Raw genomic sequence first — 17,116 nt, 5'->3', positions numbered from 1 at the left:
TACAACGTTTCAACATAAAGGAAGGGTTCAAAATGAAAAGTACATCTTATCCATTGCTCATATTTCTTTTAGCCGTCGGTTCTTTCGTCACAGGCACTTCAGAATTCGTCGTATCAGGCATACTGGACATCATTTCTGACGATCTGCGCATCTCCATCCCGGTTGCGGGACAGCTTATCACCATCTATTCTCTTTTTTATGCCGTGGGTGCCCTCTTTTTAGTCATGGCCACATCGAAATTGAATCGAAAAAAGGTTCTTTTATCGGCGATTTCCATGTTTATAGCAGGGAATGTGCTTGCCTTTTTTAGCCATCACTTTATGCTGCTCATGCTCTCTCGGGTCATCATGGCCATGAGTGGCGGCTTATATATTGTACTCGCAACAAATTATGCAGCGCAGCTCGCCCCGCCAGAAAAAAAGGGGAGTGCGATGGCCATGGTGATCACTGGATTTACAGTTTCACTAGTACTCGGTGTACCGATTGGAACATTTTTAGCAGGATATGTAGATTGGCATGCCATTTTTCTCATCATTGCAATAGGAACCGCTTTTCTCTTGTTTCTTCTGTATCGATTATTACCGCCTATGGAGGGACATTCCCATGTGCCATTTAAGCAGCAAATGCAAATTCTTCAAGACCGCAGGGTGTTAAGCGGCTTAGCCACGACAGCCTTTTGGATTTTAGGTTACACAATGGTATTTGCCTACATTTCGCCATTATTGCGACAGACATCCGGATTTACGCTCGAAATGACAAGCATTGCCTTGCTCGTCTTAGGGATTTCTGCTTTTATCGGATCACGCTTTGGCGGATACGCCGTCGATCAATGGGGACCAAACCGAACCATTTCAATCAGCATCACGGTTCAGATGCTCATGCTCTTTGCATTATCTTTTACACAATTTTCTGTAGTTGGCGTCTTCATCACGCTCGCCATTTGGGGCACCGCCACGTGGACGACAACACCAGCGAAGCAATTTTATCTCATCTCCCTAAAACCCGAAACATCAGAAACTGTGCTGAGCTTTAATACAGCGATTATGAATATCGGCATGATGCTCGGCTCGTCAATGGGCGGTCTAATTATTCAATATACAAATGTAACGAATTTAAGTTGGATTGGTGGGATAGCTAGTTTTGCTGCGTTGATGTTGATCAGGTATTCGTTCAACCGTCATCGACTGGCGGAACAACAGACAAAAAGCGAACATGTATAATCATGTTCGCTCTCTTATTTATCGACTAGCTTTTGATGTTTCTTTTTTGACTGGAATGGTTACCGTTATCGCCTTCTGTGGTGCCAACATGTTCAGTTCAGTCAAATCAAGATAAAGCCCATATTCTTTAAAAGAAAAATGGTTTAATGATAAAGTCTCTAAATTCTTATCATCAAATTCAAAGGTGGATTGCATGGAAGCTGTCTTTAAATTCGTCACCTTCGCATGGTTCCCCTTCAAGTAATATCCGCTTTCATAGTCTGCTTGTGGATCGGGCCATGATTTCATCTTTTCAACATCGCCTAATCCAATGAATTCACCTATATTCTCCATCACATCCTGATCTAATTCTTTTTGATCTACTCCAGTAAATTGATAATCAACATTCACAGAACGGTCTTTTTGCTCTATCTTAATGATTTTGATTCCGATGCCATGGTGTTTTGTTTTGAACTGAACAGGCAGCTTTGTCTGAAGAGGAATGATTTTGCTTGCTTCTCGTTCGATATTCACATATGTGTCAAATGTCAACTCAGTCGCCTTCGGATTGATCGGCTGATTCAAAATCGTTAAATGATCTTTTCTAGTTTTATCAGAAGACATCTGCTTTTTTCTTAAAACGGTTCCAATCTCAAGCTGATACTCATTCCCTAAATTATCCTTCATTCCATCTATACTGACTTTATCATCTTTGGCAAAACCATTGTAATCAATGGCATATTGAATTGCAGAGCCATTCACTCCATTTTCTACCTTTACATTTCTTATTTGATAACGGCCGTTTAAAATAGACACGTCTTTTTGTCCCACTAATAAGGTGGTTTTTTGCTTAACAACAGGTAATTTGAAGCGCCAATTCCCTACAATATCCCCAATCTTCGAAATGACAAGTGGCACTTGCTGACCTTGTTTGATCGTCTGTCCATTTGTATAGACTTCCGTCTGCCCAACATATCGGCCATCTTTCATTTTTTTCAATCCCTGATTGTCGTAACTCGGTTGGAAAGTGTCATTTTTATGATCGAAGTTGTTGACTATGAATGGTACAGAATCTTCCTTTGTATTCAAGTTCTCCACAGTAAACGTATAAACAAGCCGCCCGGCATCATAGTACACACTGTTCACTTTCACAGTAACCCCTCTTGATTCAGCCCCCTCATTGACATGCTTCACCAACTCACTCTGAAAAAGAGACATTCCTACTTTATCGTGAAACATCATATATAACTGTCCAACAAACGGCACTCGAGCCATCGCTGTATTAAGAGAAGGAAAAAGGAAGCCGGATGAAAAATAAAGAAGGATTAGTACGATGGCAGAATATATTGGCGTTCTCCAATTCCATGTGAACCAACGTCTTTTCTTTTCCGCTTTCACACCTCCCATTGCTTGGCGAACCGCAGAGGTCAATTCAACCTTTGGTACATCAATCTCTTCATAAAGCTTTTTCATTTCCTTTTGTTCCATCGACACTCTCCTCCTTCTCCAATGTTTGCTTTAATAACTTTCTTGCTCGATACAAATGAGTTTTGACCGTTCCTTCGGGCACAGCCATCTGTTCAGAAATCATTGAAATCGAATAATCTTGAAAATAAAATAGCTGAATCACGAGCTGATATTGCTCATCTAATACATCTAGTGCATTTTTTAAATCCAGCTTGTCTTCCAAAAAATCATGCCGCTCAACGCTCTCATGATGCTGTTCAAACGGAACAACATCTTGCTGCTTCTTCTTCATCGCAAAAATCGTATGAATCAAGATCCTAGTCAGCCATGTAGAAAAATAAGCCGGTTCTTTTAATCCAGATAAATGTTTAAATGCTTTAATGACCGTCTCTTGAACAGCATCTAACGAATCCTCTTTATTTCTTGTGTAGAGAAAAGCCGTTTTATATAAACGCTCTTGATACATCAGCATTAATGTCTCAAATGCCGGGACATTCCCTTTTTGTGCTTTTTTAATTAGACGCACTTGCTTCATCTCATTCACACCTCCTACACCTGTTAGAGCAAGCTTTCTCTCAAACGGTTTCAACAAACAGAAATTTCTTTTACTTAGCATATGTCGGACAAAAATAGAGAAAGTGAAGAATAGGCCGCAAAGATCGTATTGAACTTTTGATATAATGGAAGAAATATCTACAAAAAGGAGGATATTGATTGTTTCTATTTGAAGAACCTGCTTGTGCTAGCTGCCAAAAGAAAATAGAAGGTAACGAAGAAGTGTACGTTAAGCTGGTCTATCCAAAGAGACGAGGAATGACAGAAGTAAAGGCTTGGCTAAGAAATGAAGGGGTTTTTTATTGTAAGGCATGTTATGAAAAAACAACATAAAGACGAGCACTTCAATAGAATGCTCGTTTTTACTTTCTACTATTTCACTCCCGCTTACTGCGAAGTTCAATGAGTGCTAGTGTCTCGTCATTGAAAAAGAACTCCAAAATGATGCCATTTGATTGATCTTGGTATTGTATACCTTTGCTATACCCTTCGACAAACCAAAGCTGCTTGAATTGATTTCCATACATTTGTATCACAGATGAATAATCTGCCCCAATTGTAACACCCTTAGATGTTTGAAAACTTTTTTGAGTTGACTGATTGTAAATAGATGTTACTCGATGATGTTGATCAACTGATACGACAAAATCTTCATTTTCTTTTTCCATGTAGACCGTCTGTTTTTGATGAGAGAATTGAGAATTCTCAACAAACTGTTGATCTCCCTTAAATGTTTGACCGATCTTAAAATGACCTATCGATTCATCTGTTAAAGTGATAGAGTGAAAATTAAAAAACATTGCTATCCAGACAACTAGTATGGCTCCACCTAAAACAGAACCTATTATCACTAACACCTTAGAACGAAAGGCTCCCTTTTTAAATAAATAAATCATTAAAGATACGGTGATCATCATGATACAAATCATGATCAGAAAAATGCCCATTTCTTTTATCCTCTTTTTCTTTAGTAAAATTCGAATGTAAATGATTACCCCAATGATAAATTCATATTATATCAGAGCATTCCACAAATTGTACCAATACAGGTATAATTTAAATAAAATAAACTATAGGAGATACATATGACTAGACATAAACTGATATTTCCACAATCATTTCCAACAATTCATACCGAAAGACTAATCTTAAAACAAGCAACGATCAAAGACGCTGAGGATATGCACCTCTACTTATCAAATGAAACCGTGTGCCGCTACATGGGCATTGATGCACATGAAACCATCGAGGACACAAAAGGGGAAATCAAATGGTATGACAATATCTTCAAAGAACAAACAGGCATCCGCTGGGGCATTTCTCTAAAAGAAAATCCAGCCATCATCGGCAGCTGCGGCTTTCTCAATCTAGAAAAACAGCACCGCCGTACGGAAATTGGCTATGAATTACACCATGATCATTGGAGAAAAGGCATCATGAAGGAAGCGATTACTGCGGTGTTGCGGTATGGATTTCAGGAGATGAACTTGAATCGGATTGAAGCGATCATTGATCCAGCAAATACGTCTTCTGTTCAATTATTGGAGAAGATACATTTTGTACAAGAGGGTTTATTAAGAGAGTATGAAATGGGTCAGAAGGAATTCGATGATGTGTATATGTATTCGATTTTGAAGAGAGATTACGAAAAATCCTATTAAACAGAGGAGAAACAAATGAAAACGGATATTCATTTCATCCAAAAGCCGCAATCAGAATATGTTTCTTTTCACATTTATGAGCTGAATCCGGCGATTGAAAAACTTGTCCAGCAAGTGGAGCAGTCAGCCCCCTATTTCTTAGCACAAGAACCAACGAAAGAAAGAGTGAAAAAGGTCTATTATCACGACATTTTATATATAGAAAGCGTTGATAAAAGATCGTTCTTGTATACGTCAGATGGAGTGTTTCTCTTAAAGGAAAAGTTATTTGAACTTGAAAAACAGCTTGAAGCGCACGATTATGTCAGGATTTCAAAATCGATGATTCTGAATATAGATTCTATTGCCGCTATTTCTCCTAAAACGAGTGGCCGTTTTGAAGCAAGCCTTACAAATAAAGAAAAAGTAATGATTTCACGTTTTTATATCCAAGCATTAAAAGAGAAGCTTGGATTACGGAGGAAGTGAACAGGATGAAACGTTATATCACAAATCTTTTGATCACATTTTGTATGATCTTTACTGCACTTGTATTGATTTACTGTTTCACGTTTGGAACGATGCCCATCTATATTTTACAAGCCATCATGTTCAGTTCCTTTTTTTCAAGCGCCCTGACCTTCTTGCTATACCCAAAACAAACGTACAGTCATAAACGGATTCTTTTTCAACAAATTCTATATATCGTCCTTGTGATGTGTATGATTATGACCACCATCATCATCGTCAGCGGTGAAATCAGCCCCCTTTCGTTTATCGTGAATTTCCTTGTGGTCATGGCTTTATTCTTTGTGATCAAATACCTATTGTATAAAAAAGATCAAGCAACCGCTGAGGAAATCAACGATCTTTTACAGCAGCGAAAGAAACGAACAACATCTTAAAGCGCATCTTAGGGCTAAAAATTGACATGTTAGGAAGATTTCATTGTGACTTCTGCATGATTCCACTACTCTGACGTTAGAGGAGGAATCAACACATGAAACCAATCACAATCATTCGAAAATCAGTACTTCTACTGCTCTTTTCTTTAATCATTCCAACAAGTGCAGGTGTCTATTTATCCATCAAAGAAGTAACCGACCCGATGACCATCTATCTCATCAATGGCTGCGCCATGCTAGCTGGATGTCTTTTACTTCTATTCATTATTCAAAAAAGTCGTTTTCACTTGAAAGAAATAGGTTTTCGAAAAGGGTCTCTTGGTATGTGGATATTTCCGATCCTTATCATCGAGGCCGTTCCATTTATTGCTGGATTCAACAAGGATTTAACTGTTTCTTCCTTTCTGGCACTTTGTTTCTTCATGGTGTGTGTCGGTCTTTTTGAAGAAGGAATCTTTCGAGGCATTCTATTTCAATATTTAAAACAAATCAACTTGCGCACTGCCATATGGGGCTCCGCCGTACTATTCGGACTTGGTCATGCTGCGAATCTGCTAAGCGGAAAAAGCATCACATTAACAGTGGCACAAATCTTATTCGCCTTTTTATTTGGATTCGTCGCAGCCGAAATCGTTGCACTCACGAACAGCTTGCAATGGGTGATCTTATGGCATGCTGTTCATAATATCGTGGATCAAATGACAAATGGGCAAACGCCTATGGCAATGCAAATGCTTTTACTTTCGATTCAATGTGTCATTTTGTTTGTTCTTGCGTTGGTATTGTGGAGAAGATTAAAAATAAAAAAAGGGTTCAATAGATAATAAAAAGAGGAGGAAAGAAATGAAAGAGAACACATGGATAGAAGGCTGGTTTGAAAAGTGTGAAGAACTTGAAATCAAGCCTTTGGAATGGGATTTTAAACAAAGCTATATCAAAGAGCCGATATCAAAAAACACGTCCCCTATCAGACTTTTGTTAGAGTATAAGATTGGCAAACTAAAAGAAGTTGGAATCTCTAACAATACAGGGAAAACCGGTAGTAAAGCTGATTGCGATAAAGAACCTTTTCGCATTTATAATGCTCTATGGGGTACAGGTAAAGTGATCCGTGGAGAAACAATGAATTCATTTATCACAACTTTTAACCATAGTATTTTGAAATCATCGTATTCCGTTGAGGAATTTGAAAAGATCGGAATATTAATAGATAAATCCCTTACAAAGCAATATGCAAAATTATTTTCCAATAATTTCAATAAATTCGATTGGATTGCTGACAGAATGGAGGAGTTTAAAAAATTCGCTACTTCCACTCACAGCATTGGGAATTTCACCGTATTACCACATTGGATGAATTCAGGACGCTATTTATTTTCTCAAGATTATTGGGATGTTACGATGTATTCACTATTTGAATTCTTTCAACCATTAGGCTGTTGGAAACAGTTCGTCGAACGATATTTCCTTCAACCTTATGTGAACAATGATGAGGAATGGACAGTGAGTGAATTTTGGGAAGGTCATTTTGCAGGTATAGGAAATTACAATCAATTAAAACCTCAAAATGAACAAGAATTAAGTGAGTTCCTACATAAAGTAAATCTCAGAATCGAAGAACGAGGCAAATGGATGATCAAAAAAGTCTGTGAAGAATTGAAGTTACAACACTTCACATTCTATGATGAACTAAAAGATAGACAAATTCGATTTTCCAACGAATTGAATTAACCATAATGAGCGAGCTCAGTGTTCGCTTTTTTATTTTCTAAAAGGGTTCCGATAAAAGAAAAATGAGATCATAAAAAGCTGATATCTTAAACGCTATATCAGCATCATGTTATCAAGCTTATTCACTCATGTAATCCACTTTCAGCATGCTGTATATTTCTACATCAACAACTCCTTTGCCAGACCATAAAACAGCTTGTCTAAGCAGTCCTTCTTTGATAAAACCATTTTTCGACAGGACTTTTTTTGATACCTCATTTGCTGGCATGACTTCCGCTTGAATTCTATTGATATCAATCTCTTCAAACAGAAATTTCACTAGTGTAGAGACAGCTTCTGTTGCGATGCCTTTTCCCCAATGTTCCTCTGCAAAGAAATAGCCAATCGTCACCGCATTCACTTTTTGATTGATGTCCATTATTTCGATGATACCAACTAGCGTATGAGGATTATCCTTTTGACAGATTCCCCATTTCACTCTGCTTTTCTTCGTATAATCTCGTTCAAAATGTCCAATCATTTTTTTTACCGTTTGGAGATTATGTTTGGGAATGATCCCACAATACTGAAAGACTGTGTCATTGTCGTAAATTGAAAACAACTCTGGCAAATGACGTTCTTCCACCTTTTTTAATAATAGATTCTTTGACGCAACTACAGGAAAAGTGCCAAAAAGACTTTCTATTTTCATCTCTTAATCCCCCTTATTCCTCGATAGGAATATAGATTTTCATTTTGATATCGTTCGGACCATTTGAATGTAGGACATCTGTTATTTCAAAATCTGGTCCGCTCGTTCTTTCATAATTAGAATTTGGAAGCCAGCTACCATAGATATACCTTCTAGTGTTTTGCACCATTTCATGAGAGCCACTCACTTTAAATTCTGCATATCTCCCCTCAGGAATCACTATTTTTACAAACCCTTCATTTAAATCTATATCGGATTCCTCCACTTCTTCCCCTACCACAAACGAAAAACGGCCATCATCATGAAAAGAAGTAGATACACCATAAGCCATATGAGGTGCTTTTCTCTTTGGAATCTGTTGATAATACTCCTTTTTTCCAAAATCCATATAAAACAAAGGAATGTCCGTGAAATATTCCTCACTTTGAAGATTCGTTTGATACTCGTAACCAATAATATAAAATTTGTTTAATTGAGTCATGACAGGTTTATTCATATTGAATTCACTGTCTAACTTAGATTGATACGCTAAAAAATCCATTTTGTTTTGTTTCTTTAACACCATTTCCTCTTTTCGAAACCTGCCTGGTGTCACCCCAAAGAATTGTAAAAAAGCACGGGCAAACGCTTCTTGAGAACCATACTGGAACGCAATCGCTATGTGTAAAATATTCTGATTTGTTTCTTTCAGTAACCTAGCAGCTTCAGAGAGCCTTCTATTTCTGATGTACTCTTGCACAGAAAATCCTGTAATGGCTTGAAACAGTCGCTGAAAATGAAACGCTGAAAAGCAGGATTTCGAGGAAATATCCTTTATACTTATATTGTTTTGAAGATTCTCCTCAATAAACTCAATCGAAAGCTGTATTCTCTTATAGTAATCCATTGTTTCTCCCTCCTCTACCTTTTATTTTATTACTTTCCTCCTCTTATTTTTTGATCATTTGTGCTATTTTTAAATAACCTTCCACAAAATAATCATTCAATTTCCATAGCACAAAAAGTCAAGTTTCTTAAAAATGATTTCCGTTATACTAAACTCGTAAGGTAAAGATGTGCTCGGTTGTCCTATCAAGAATGAGAAAACGGTTCAAAGACCATTAACATCTGAAAGATGAATTACCGCTTCAAATTCTAGCAAAACACGCTAGTTATTCTAGAATTCACTTTCACCATTAAAACAGAAGTAAAATGAAGACAAGACACCCATAGGACAAAAAAAATCAATTAAAAAAGACATCCCTACCACTATCACTTTTTTGTCATCTTGGTATAATAGAAAAAATCAGAAAAATGAGAATGCGATGATAAGGAATAATACTTGCCGAAATGTTTTCAGAAAGTTGCTGGTTGATGAGAAGCAATAACATAAAGGTAGGGAACTCACCTTAGAGTAGCCTTAGTGAAATGAAAATGATTGATGTAGTTAAGGTCGGCACCCCGCCGTTATACGGGAAGGATATCAGATCAAACAATCTGTATCCGAATAAGCGCATGATAATGTAAAGTTATCATGAAACAGGGGTGGTACCGCGTAAGAAGAAGTCTTTCGTCTCCAATGAAAATATTGGAGATGAAGGACTTTTTTTATTCTATTTACTAGGAGGAATCGATGATGTTTAACCACAAAAAATACGAAAAGAAATACTTTTTGCCACCGAACCTTACTTATGATTGGGTGAAAAAAGAAACATTAGAACGTGCTCCGATATGGTGCAGTGTGGACTTACGGGATGGAAATCAAGCATTACCTATTCCTATGAACTTAGAAGAGAAATTGGACATGTTTCAGCTACTAGTAGAGATAGGTTTTAAAGAAATTGAAATCGCATTTCCAGCTGCTAATGATACGGAGTTTAAGCTATTACGGACACTGATTGATCGTCATATGATTCCAGACGATGTCACGATTATGGTGATCACACAAGCAAGAGAGCATATTATCCGCCGAACCTTCGAAGCAATTAAGGGGGTACCGAAAGCGATTGTTCATTTATATAATTCGACTTCAGAAGCGCAGCGCAGACAAGTATTTAAGAAAACAAAAGATGAAATTAAACAAATTGCCATTGATGGCGCTATTTTAGTAAAAGAACTGGCCGAAAAAACAGAAAGTGATATTTATTTTCAATATAGTCCTGAAAGCTTTCCAGGAACAGAAGTGGATTATGCGTTAGATATTTGTAATAGTGTTTTAGATATTTGGAAACCGACACCACATCACAAAGCGATCATCAATATTCCGACAACAGTTGAATATTCAATGCCTCATATCTTTGCAAGTCAGATTGAGTATATACACAAAAATCTGTCTTACCGAGACAGTGTGACATTATCTGTTCATCCTCATAATGGCCGTGGCTCTGGGGTGAGTGATGCAGAATTTGGTGTGCTAGCTGGCGCAGAAAGAGTCGAAGGGACATTATTTGGTATCGGTGAACGTACAGGGAACGTAGACTTGATTACCTTGGCGATGAATATGTATTCACAAGGTTATGATCCAAAATTGAATTTCAATAACTTAGAAGCGATTCGTAAAAAATATGAAAAACTAACAAAAATCACTGTTCATGAGCGGCAGCCCTATTCTGGGGAGATGGTTTTCACCGCATTCTCTGGTTCGCATCAAGATGCGATATCTAAAGGTATGAAATATAGAAAGGAACATCATGTTGATAAATGGGACGTTCCGTATATCCCAGTTGATCCAGTTGACTTGGGGAGGAATTATCAAACGGATGTAATTCGAATCAATAGCCAGTCTGGAAAAGGCGGCATAGGCTATATCCTAGAAACAAATTATGGCATTCAACTTCCTTATCAAATGAATGAAGCCATGGGATATGCAGCGAAGAAAGTATCTGATCAGACAAATAGGGAATTGTCTGTCGAAGAAATATATCATGTTTTTGAAGAACAGTATGTTGATTTTCACCCTCATTTCCAGCTGCTTGATTATCAATTTCATAAAGGAGAGAAGCAAGAAGTCACCCTAACTTTGCTGAGAGATCATCAGCAAATAGACATACAAGGAACTGGCACTGGAAGTTTAGATGCAATCAGTAATGCGTTAAAAGCACATTTTCATCTCGAGTATGATTTGGAAGTCTATGAACAGAATTCTTTGGGCAACGATTCTCAAGCAAAAGCCTGTGCACAGATTGGTATTTCAAATCAAGGAAAAATGCATTGGGGTGCTGGAATTGATAAAGATATTATTGAAGCAACAGTGAAGGCCCTGGTGGTTGCAGTAAATAAACTAGAGGTTTGGATGTAGATGGAAACAGATACACTTGAAAAACATGAAGCGATGCAATATTTAAGAGAATATAACGAACAAGAAATCTTTTATCAACAATACCAACAGAAAAAGCATGACAAACAATCATTGCAATTATTTTTGAAGGATTATGATCAAAACAATTTCATGCAAAAGCAAATATATATAGAAGAATTTTTGCTAAAAGGGCAAAACGAATTTGAAAAAGAGGATAGCATGTGGTTAGGTCAGGAGAAAGATATCGAAGTGAGAAAGTATAGCCGTTTTATGCCTCAATTGTCGGCTATCCATGATTTCTTTGAGATGATCTATGTTCTGGAAAATGAGATGTATGTAGAAGTGGAAGATAAAAAAATCGTTTTAAAATCAGGAGATATTGCCTTTATTCCACCTGACACAATACACAAGCCAATTGTAATGGAGAATACAATCGCAATCCAAATCATGATCCGTAAAAGTACTTTTCAAAAAGTGTTTTTTAAAATGTTAAAAGGCAATCATGTCATTTCAGAGTTCTTTTTGAATGCATTGTATATAAAAGAAAATAAACATATTCTTATTTTCCATAGTCACTTGGATAAAAATTTGCTAGACTGCTCTCTTCAACTTTTCACAGAAAATCACAATCGATTTCCTGGTTACCAGTTGATTATGAATAATTTGTTTGAGATATTATTATGTCTCTTATTAAGATTCAAACCAAGTCATATGAACGTCATTCAGGTCAAACAATATAGTGATATACGTATGATTCAAATGCTTCAATATATTCAGCAATGTTGTGAGCATATAACAATTCAGGAGATGACAGAGGAATTTAACCTTTCACAATCTTACCTGTCTAAATATATAGCTCGTAAACTCGGCAAATCATTTCGTGAGATTCGACAAGAAATAAGATTGGAAAAAGCCTGCGAAATGCTAACCGGTAGTAATTTACAAGTGGATCATATTTCGGGAGCCGTTGGTTATCAAAATGTAGAGCATTTCATTCGTTTATTTAAGAAAAAGTACCATCTAACACCACATCAATATCGTTTAAATAATAGAACATAATGAGCAGAATGTATGACACTTATCTTTAAAGTAAAATTTCAAAATCAAGAAAATGTCAAATCAATACGAATAAAAAGGAGACATCATCATGTCAATCAAGCAAGTAAAAGATTATTTTAGACAATATGAGATGGATACTCGAATTCAGGAATTTTCAGTATCTAGTGCAACCGTAGACTTGGCTGCTTCTGCATTGGGCTGCGAACCTGAAAGAATCGCAAAAACACTCTCCTTTCTAGTAAATGGACAAGCTATTTTAGTTGTGACCTCTGGCGATGCAAAAATTGATAACAAAAAATTCAAAGAATATTTTAAAACAAAAGCGAAAATGCTGCCTCCTCAAGAGGTCGTTGACTTGGTCGGTCATGAAATTGGCGGAGTATGTCCTTTTGCTATAAAGAATGGCGTTTCTGTTTATTTAGATATGTCACTCAAACGTTTTGAGACAGTCTATCCAGCCTGCGGCAGCAGTAACAGTGCTATTGAACTCACAATCAAACAACTAGAAAAACACTCCGGTTATACACAATGGATTGATGTGTGTAAGGGATGGAATGATGAATTCACACAATAAAATGGAAGGAAAAAGTGCAATTAAACATAAAAAAGAGCTAGAAATCCTTGATACACAAAGGTTTCTAGCTCTATTATAACTATTCCCACTCGATCGTAGCAGGCGGCTTACTCGTAATATCATACACCACGCGGTTCACATGCTTCACTTCATTCACGATACGAGTCGAGATCTTTTCAAGTACATCCCAAGGGATTCTTGCCCAGTCACTCGTCATACCGTCAATAGACGTAACAGCACGGATACCGATTGTGTAATCGTATGTTCTTGCGTCACCCATGACACCTACGCTGCGGATGTCTGGGAGGACTGTGAAGTATTGCCAGATGTCGCGCTCAAGGCCGAAGTTGGCAATTTCTTCGCGTAGAATCGCATCCGATTCACGGACGATTTCTAGTTTTTCTTCAGAAATTTCACCTAGTACACGGATTCCTAGTCCTGGACCTGGGAATGGCTGTCTCCATACGATGTCGTCTGGAATACCTAGCTCTGACCCTAGAGCACGAACTTCATCCTTGAATAGCGTATTGAGTGGCTCAATCAATTCAAACTGCATGTCTTCTGGAAGACCGCCAACGTTGTGGTGAGATTTGATTGTTTGTGCCGTTGCTGTTCCGCTCTCAATGATGTCAGTGTAAAGAGTTCCTTGTGCTAAGTAGTCGATTCCTTTTAGCTTGTCCGATTCGTCATCGAATACATATATGAATTCGTTACCGATGATTTTACGTTTTTGCTCAGGATCAGACACACCTTTTAGCTTGTTTAAGAAGCGATCTTTCGCATCTACTTTAATCACGTTCATGTTGAAACCTTCGCTAAATGTTTTCATTACCCCTTCTGCTTCGCCTTTGCGAAGAAGACCGTGGTCAACGAAAATACATGTCAGCTGATCGCCGATGGCTTTGTGGATCAATACAGCCACAACAGATGAATCTACACCGCCGCTTAGTGCGCACAATACTTGTTTGTCGCCTACTGTTTCACGGATTTTCTGCATTTCGATTTCAATGAAGTTCTCCATTGACCATTTGCCATCGCACTCACATACGCCGAAGACAAAGTTCTTCAATAGATCATTTCCGTACTCAGAGTGACGTACCTCTGGGTGGAACTGAACGCCATAGAAATTCTTCTCAGCTAAGCTCATCGCTGAGTTTGGACAATGTGCACTTGTTGCATCAACTGTAAAGCCTTCTGGTACTTCAACGACAAGGTCACCATGGCTCATCCAAACGACTTGATCCGTTGGAAGGTCTTTGAATAAAGCAGGTGTTCCGTTAATATGGATGTCTGCTTTTCCATATTCACGCTGGCTAGCCGCTTCTACTTTCCCACCTAAATAGTGAGTCATCAGCTGCATGCCGTAGCAAATGCCTAGAACTGGAATGCCTAGATCAAAAATCTTTTCGTCACAACGGAAAGATCCTTCATCATATACACTGTTTGGTCCACCAGAAAGGATGATTCCTTTCGGCGCCATTTCTTTAATTTCTTCAGCAGTTAAAGTGTGCGGATGAAGCTCACTGTACACACCAAATTCACGAATACGGCGAGTGATCAGCTGATTGTACTGACTACCGAAATCGAGAACCAAAATCATTTCATTTACTAAATTTGTCATGGTGTCACCTCTATGTCCAATATAGTTTTTATAAACGCACAGAAAAAATGAGAGGAGAAAACCTGCTCTCAGTGTAAATCACGCTTTTGAAGCGCCCAGACTCACATCCGAACGCTTCAATTTCATGTATTTTAGAAGGTTTTAATATTCACCTATTCTAACAACAGGAAGGTACGGGGTCAAGACTATCTCCTGTTTATTAAATTTTCCCATAACTTCACCGACTGCCGCCAAAGCGCCGACGCATCTTCTTGTCGATAGAGCGCCCGCTCATAGAACTGCGTTAGCTCAGACATGTGATGATTCCCTTCCTTGTCATCGATCAAAGAAGCAAATTCTCTTAGCGTCATGCCTGGCTTTTTCTCGATCCCTCTGCGCCTTAGCTGTTTTAATAGAGCAGCATATGCGTAGAAAAAAGCTTCCTCATCTGGCAGACGTTTTACCTTTCTCACAATAAAGATTGGCAGCCATCTTGCTCTGAACCGGTAAAGCATCCAGCCTATAAATCCAAGAAAGACAATCACACCTGCTGCGTAGCCCAAGATTGAACCAACATGAACCATACTTGGCTTCGCTTTAGCTGCTTGTTCCTCTTGTTTTGCCGCCTGTTCTGGTTCTTGTTGCTGCGGCTGTTGTGTCTGCTCGTTTTCTTGTTGATCAGATGCGGGCTGATCTTTTTCATCCTGTTGATCATCTGTTTGGTCGTTGTTAGCCGTGGTTTCATTCGTAAATGTCTCTGGGTTCGTGAACCCTTTTGTCGGTTCAAAAGTCACCCAGCCACGGTTTGGAAAATACACCTCTACCCATGAATGCGCATTGTTATTGGTCACTTCATACACATTGTTTCCATCCATCTGTGTTTCATATAATTGACCTGACGTGTACCCTTTCACCCATCTCGCCGGAATTCCAATCGAGCGAAGCATGACAATCATCGAGGTTGAAAAGTTATCACAATAGCCAATCATTGTGTCAAATAAGAACTGATCCACATAGTCTTCGTTACGCCCAGGCACAGCGACATTTTGGGTTTCATATGAAAACTTCGCAGATCCTAAATAATCCTCAATCGCTTTTGCTTTATCATACATATTATCCTTCGTTTCCGTTAAGCTGTTCGCCAATGTTTTCACACGCTCTGGCAGCGAGGATGGGAGCTGCAAGTATTCACGTCCGACCTGCTGGTTCACTTGCTGCTTGGTCGGTACTTTGATCCGCTGCAAGTCCTCTAGGATAAATGTAGGTGATAAGAAGCTGACTCGATAGTTCCCTAAATTTTTAGGCGGGTTTTGAGTGGACGGGACAATTTTCTCCGTTTTGCCCATCATTTGCAGTGGAATGTTTTCCATTGGCGTCAGCATAACCGTACCAATCGGATAAACAGCATGATTAAATCGATAATTTGATTCCATATCGACTCTCGTTTCATGCTCCTCTGTTTTCACGCGATTGGTAAACCACTGGTTCGGCACTTCATTCCCTTTTAACCGAGTAGGTTTCGTATCATTTGAAGCATCCTCCCAGCCTTTCCCCGTGTAAATACTTTTTGTTTCTACACGAAAATAAGACGGCTCTTTTCCGCTCCATTTAAATACCGGTGTACGGTCCTCACTAAACGGTCCCCCAAGCGACGAATCATCCGCACTATATCCCACCTTATTCTGCCCGGCAGAACCATCTTGATTCGTGACCGCTTTAAAAAACGGGACAGGGTCAGGCCATTTCGGATCAGATTTTGGCAAAGAAGCACCGAGTGATGCTGATACAAGAACAAGTGCCAGCATGGGTAAGAACCAATTGAGACGAGCTTTCTGTGACACCCGCACACCTTCAGCCAAACGAAGCCGGTCGAAATAGAGCAGGCCAAGCAAACAAAAGCCAAATACCATAATTCGAACGATCGCAAAAGTCGCATCATAAGGTGTAAACGTATCAAGAATCGTGACATATACAATCGTCATCAGTAAAAAGAAAAAGATACGCTGCTGATACACAACCCAATAATGAAGCAAATAAACAAGTAGCCAAAGCAAAATATAAAACAACAATGTGCGGAAAGACGGATACATGTCACTCCACATGCCCATGCTCATCAAAGAAATATTATCTTTAATATCAGCAAACAGCGCTGGCAGATAACTTGGCTCAGATTGATAAAAGATCAAATATAATGCGAGCAAGATCAATCCAGCACAAATAGGAAACGTCACATACCACTTCAATCGAAAGAACGTAAACAAACACGTAAGCCCTATAAAAATGATGAAATAAGACGTATGACTCGTCTCTGTAAAATCTTGAAGCGGACGAAGCCACTCCCAAAGCAGCAGAAATGCGACAGCATAATAGATGAACAACTCAAAACGGCTTTGCCGCTGATGCATATGCAGCATAAAT

17 protein-coding genes and 1 other annotated feature are annotated in these 17,116 nt (G+C 38.5%); of the genes, 10 read left to right on the top strand and 7 right to left on the bottom strand.

The annotated features are described in order from the left end of the window. Nucleotides 1–32: 32 nt before the first annotated feature. Entirely contained in the window at nt 33–1,220 is a 1,188-nt protein-coding gene (locus tag NSQ64_RS03845; RefSeq protein WP_341015150.1) for an MFS transporter, read from the top strand. Between the two features lie 18 nt (nt 1,221–1,238). On the opposite strand, the gene NSQ64_RS03840 is transcribed toward NSQ64_RS03845, so the two are convergent. Together NSQ64_RS03840 and NSQ64_RS03835 are read right to left on the bottom strand one after the other, a co-directional pair. Then, the gene (locus tag NSQ64_RS03840) at nt 1,239–2,687 is read right to left on the bottom strand and encodes a DUF4179 domain-containing protein (protein ID WP_341015148.1); all 1,449 of its coding nucleotides are present in this window, start codon (nt 2,685–2,687) and stop codon (nt 1,239–1,241) included. Then, entirely contained in the window at nt 2,656–3,201 is a 546-nt protein-coding gene (locus tag NSQ64_RS03835) for a sigma-70 family RNA polymerase sigma factor (RefSeq protein WP_341015147.1), read from the bottom strand. The genes NSQ64_RS03840 and NSQ64_RS03835 overlap by 32 nt, the downstream gene beginning before the upstream one ends. Nucleotides 3,202–3,380: 179 nt before the next feature. Here NSQ64_RS03835 and NSQ64_RS03830 point away from each other — a divergent pair, with 179 nt between their 5' ends. Continuing rightward, nucleotides 3,381–3,554: a hypothetical protein gene (locus NSQ64_RS03830; protein ID WP_008344319.1), complete on the top strand. Its 174-nt coding sequence runs from the start codon at nt 3,381–3,383 to the stop codon at nt 3,552–3,554. A gap of 44 nt (nt 3,555–3,598) precedes the next feature. Here the strand turns inward: NSQ64_RS03830 and NSQ64_RS03825 are convergent, their stop codons facing one another. Then, nucleotides 3,599–4,168 (bottom strand): hypothetical protein, encoded by a 570-nt coding sequence (locus tag NSQ64_RS03825; RefSeq protein ID WP_243824948.1) that lies wholly within the window; start codon nt 4,166–4,168, stop codon nt 3,599–3,601. 138 nt (nt 4,169–4,306) lie between these two features. On the opposite strand from NSQ64_RS03825, the gene NSQ64_RS03820 reads away from it, so the two are divergent. The 5 genes from NSQ64_RS03820 to NSQ64_RS03800 all read left to right on the top strand — a co-directional run bounded on the left by NSQ64_RS03820 (nt 4,307) and on the right by NSQ64_RS03800 (nt 7,497). Beyond that, nucleotides 4,307–4,882, top strand: a complete 576-nt coding sequence (locus NSQ64_RS03820; protein WP_341015144.1) for a GNAT family N-acetyltransferase — start codon at nt 4,307–4,309, stop codon at nt 4,880–4,882. Between the two features lie 15 nt (nt 4,883–4,897). After that, nucleotides 4,898–5,350, top strand: coding sequence for a LytTR family DNA-binding domain-containing protein (locus NSQ64_RS03815; RefSeq protein WP_019743765.1), 453 nt, complete (start codon nt 4,898–4,900; stop codon nt 5,348–5,350). 5 nt (nt 5,351–5,355) lie between these two features. Next, nucleotides 5,356–5,766 carry a hypothetical protein gene (locus NSQ64_RS03810; protein ID WP_046526935.1) on the top strand — a complete coding sequence of 137 codons (411 nt, stop codon included), beginning with the start codon at nt 5,356–5,358 and terminating at the stop codon, nt 5,764–5,766. Between the two features lie 95 nt (nt 5,767–5,861). Further along, nucleotides 5,862–6,590: a CPBP family intramembrane glutamic endopeptidase gene (locus NSQ64_RS03805; RefSeq protein WP_341015141.1), complete on the top strand. Its 729-nt coding sequence runs from the start codon at nt 5,862–5,864 to the stop codon at nt 6,588–6,590. 19 nt (nt 6,591–6,609) lie between these two features. Beyond that, nucleotides 6,610–7,497 (top strand): hypothetical protein, encoded by an 888-nt coding sequence (locus NSQ64_RS03800; RefSeq protein WP_341015139.1) that lies wholly within the window; start codon nt 6,610–6,612, stop codon nt 7,495–7,497. Between the two features lie 118 nt (nt 7,498–7,615). On the opposite strand, the gene NSQ64_RS03795 is transcribed toward NSQ64_RS03800, so the two are convergent. Both NSQ64_RS03795 and NSQ64_RS03790 read right to left on the bottom strand, forming a co-directional pair. Further along, the gene (locus NSQ64_RS03795) at nt 7,616–8,188 is read right to left on the bottom strand and encodes a GNAT family N-acetyltransferase (RefSeq protein ID WP_160758074.1); all 573 of its coding nucleotides are present in this window, start codon (nt 8,186–8,188) and stop codon (nt 7,616–7,618) included. A 13-nt stretch (nt 8,189–8,201) separates the two neighbouring features. Continuing rightward, nucleotides 8,202–9,074 (bottom strand): AraC family transcriptional regulator, encoded by an 873-nt coding sequence (locus NSQ64_RS03790; protein WP_256689055.1) that lies wholly within the window; start codon nt 9,072–9,074, stop codon nt 8,202–8,204. Between the two features lie 409 nt (nt 9,075–9,483). Then, nucleotides 9,484–9,748 (top strand) — a binding site (T-box leader). Nucleotides 9,749–9,803: 55 nt separating this feature from the next. Between NSQ64_RS03790 and NSQ64_RS03785 the strand changes: the two genes are divergently transcribed. The 3 genes from NSQ64_RS03785 (at nt 9,804) to NSQ64_RS03775 (ending at nt 13,098) form a co-directional block, all read left to right on the top strand. Further along, complete coding sequence (locus NSQ64_RS03785) at nt 9,804–11,465, top strand: 2-isopropylmalate synthase (protein WP_341015135.1); 1,662 nt, start codon at nt 9,804–9,806, stop codon at nt 11,463–11,465. After that, on the top strand, nt 11,466–12,524 hold the full coding sequence (locus tag NSQ64_RS03780; RefSeq protein WP_341015133.1) for an AraC family transcriptional regulator: 1,059 nt from the start codon (nt 11,466–11,468) through the stop codon (nt 12,522–12,524). 88 nt (nt 12,525–12,612) lie between these two features. Next, nucleotides 12,613–13,098 (top strand): YbaK/EbsC family protein, encoded by a 486-nt coding sequence (locus NSQ64_RS03775; RefSeq protein WP_217967486.1) that lies wholly within the window; start codon nt 12,613–12,615, stop codon nt 13,096–13,098. A gap of 79 nt (nt 13,099–13,177) precedes the next feature. Here the strand turns inward: NSQ64_RS03775 and guaA are convergent, their stop codons facing one another. Together guaA and NSQ64_RS03765 are read right to left on the bottom strand one after the other, a co-directional pair. Further along, the gene (gene guaA / locus NSQ64_RS03770; RefSeq protein WP_017366723.1) at nt 13,178–14,719 is read right to left on the bottom strand and encodes a glutamine-hydrolyzing GMP synthase; all 1,542 of its coding nucleotides are present in this window, start codon (nt 14,717–14,719) and stop codon (nt 13,178–13,180) included. 185 nt (nt 14,720–14,904) lie between these two features. Beyond that, nucleotides 14,905–17,112, bottom strand: a complete 2,208-nt coding sequence (locus NSQ64_RS03765) for a transglutaminase TgpA family protein (protein WP_341015130.1) — start codon at nt 17,110–17,112, stop codon at nt 14,905–14,907. Nucleotides 17,113–17,116: the final 4 nt, after the last annotated feature.

This window comes from Bacillus sp. FSL W8-0183, assembly GCF_038006825.1.
Lineage (GTDB): Bacteria > Bacillota > Bacilli > Bacillales > Bacillaceae > Bacillus > Bacillus altitudinis.
This window is presented reverse-complemented; position numbering and strand designations above follow the sequence as displayed.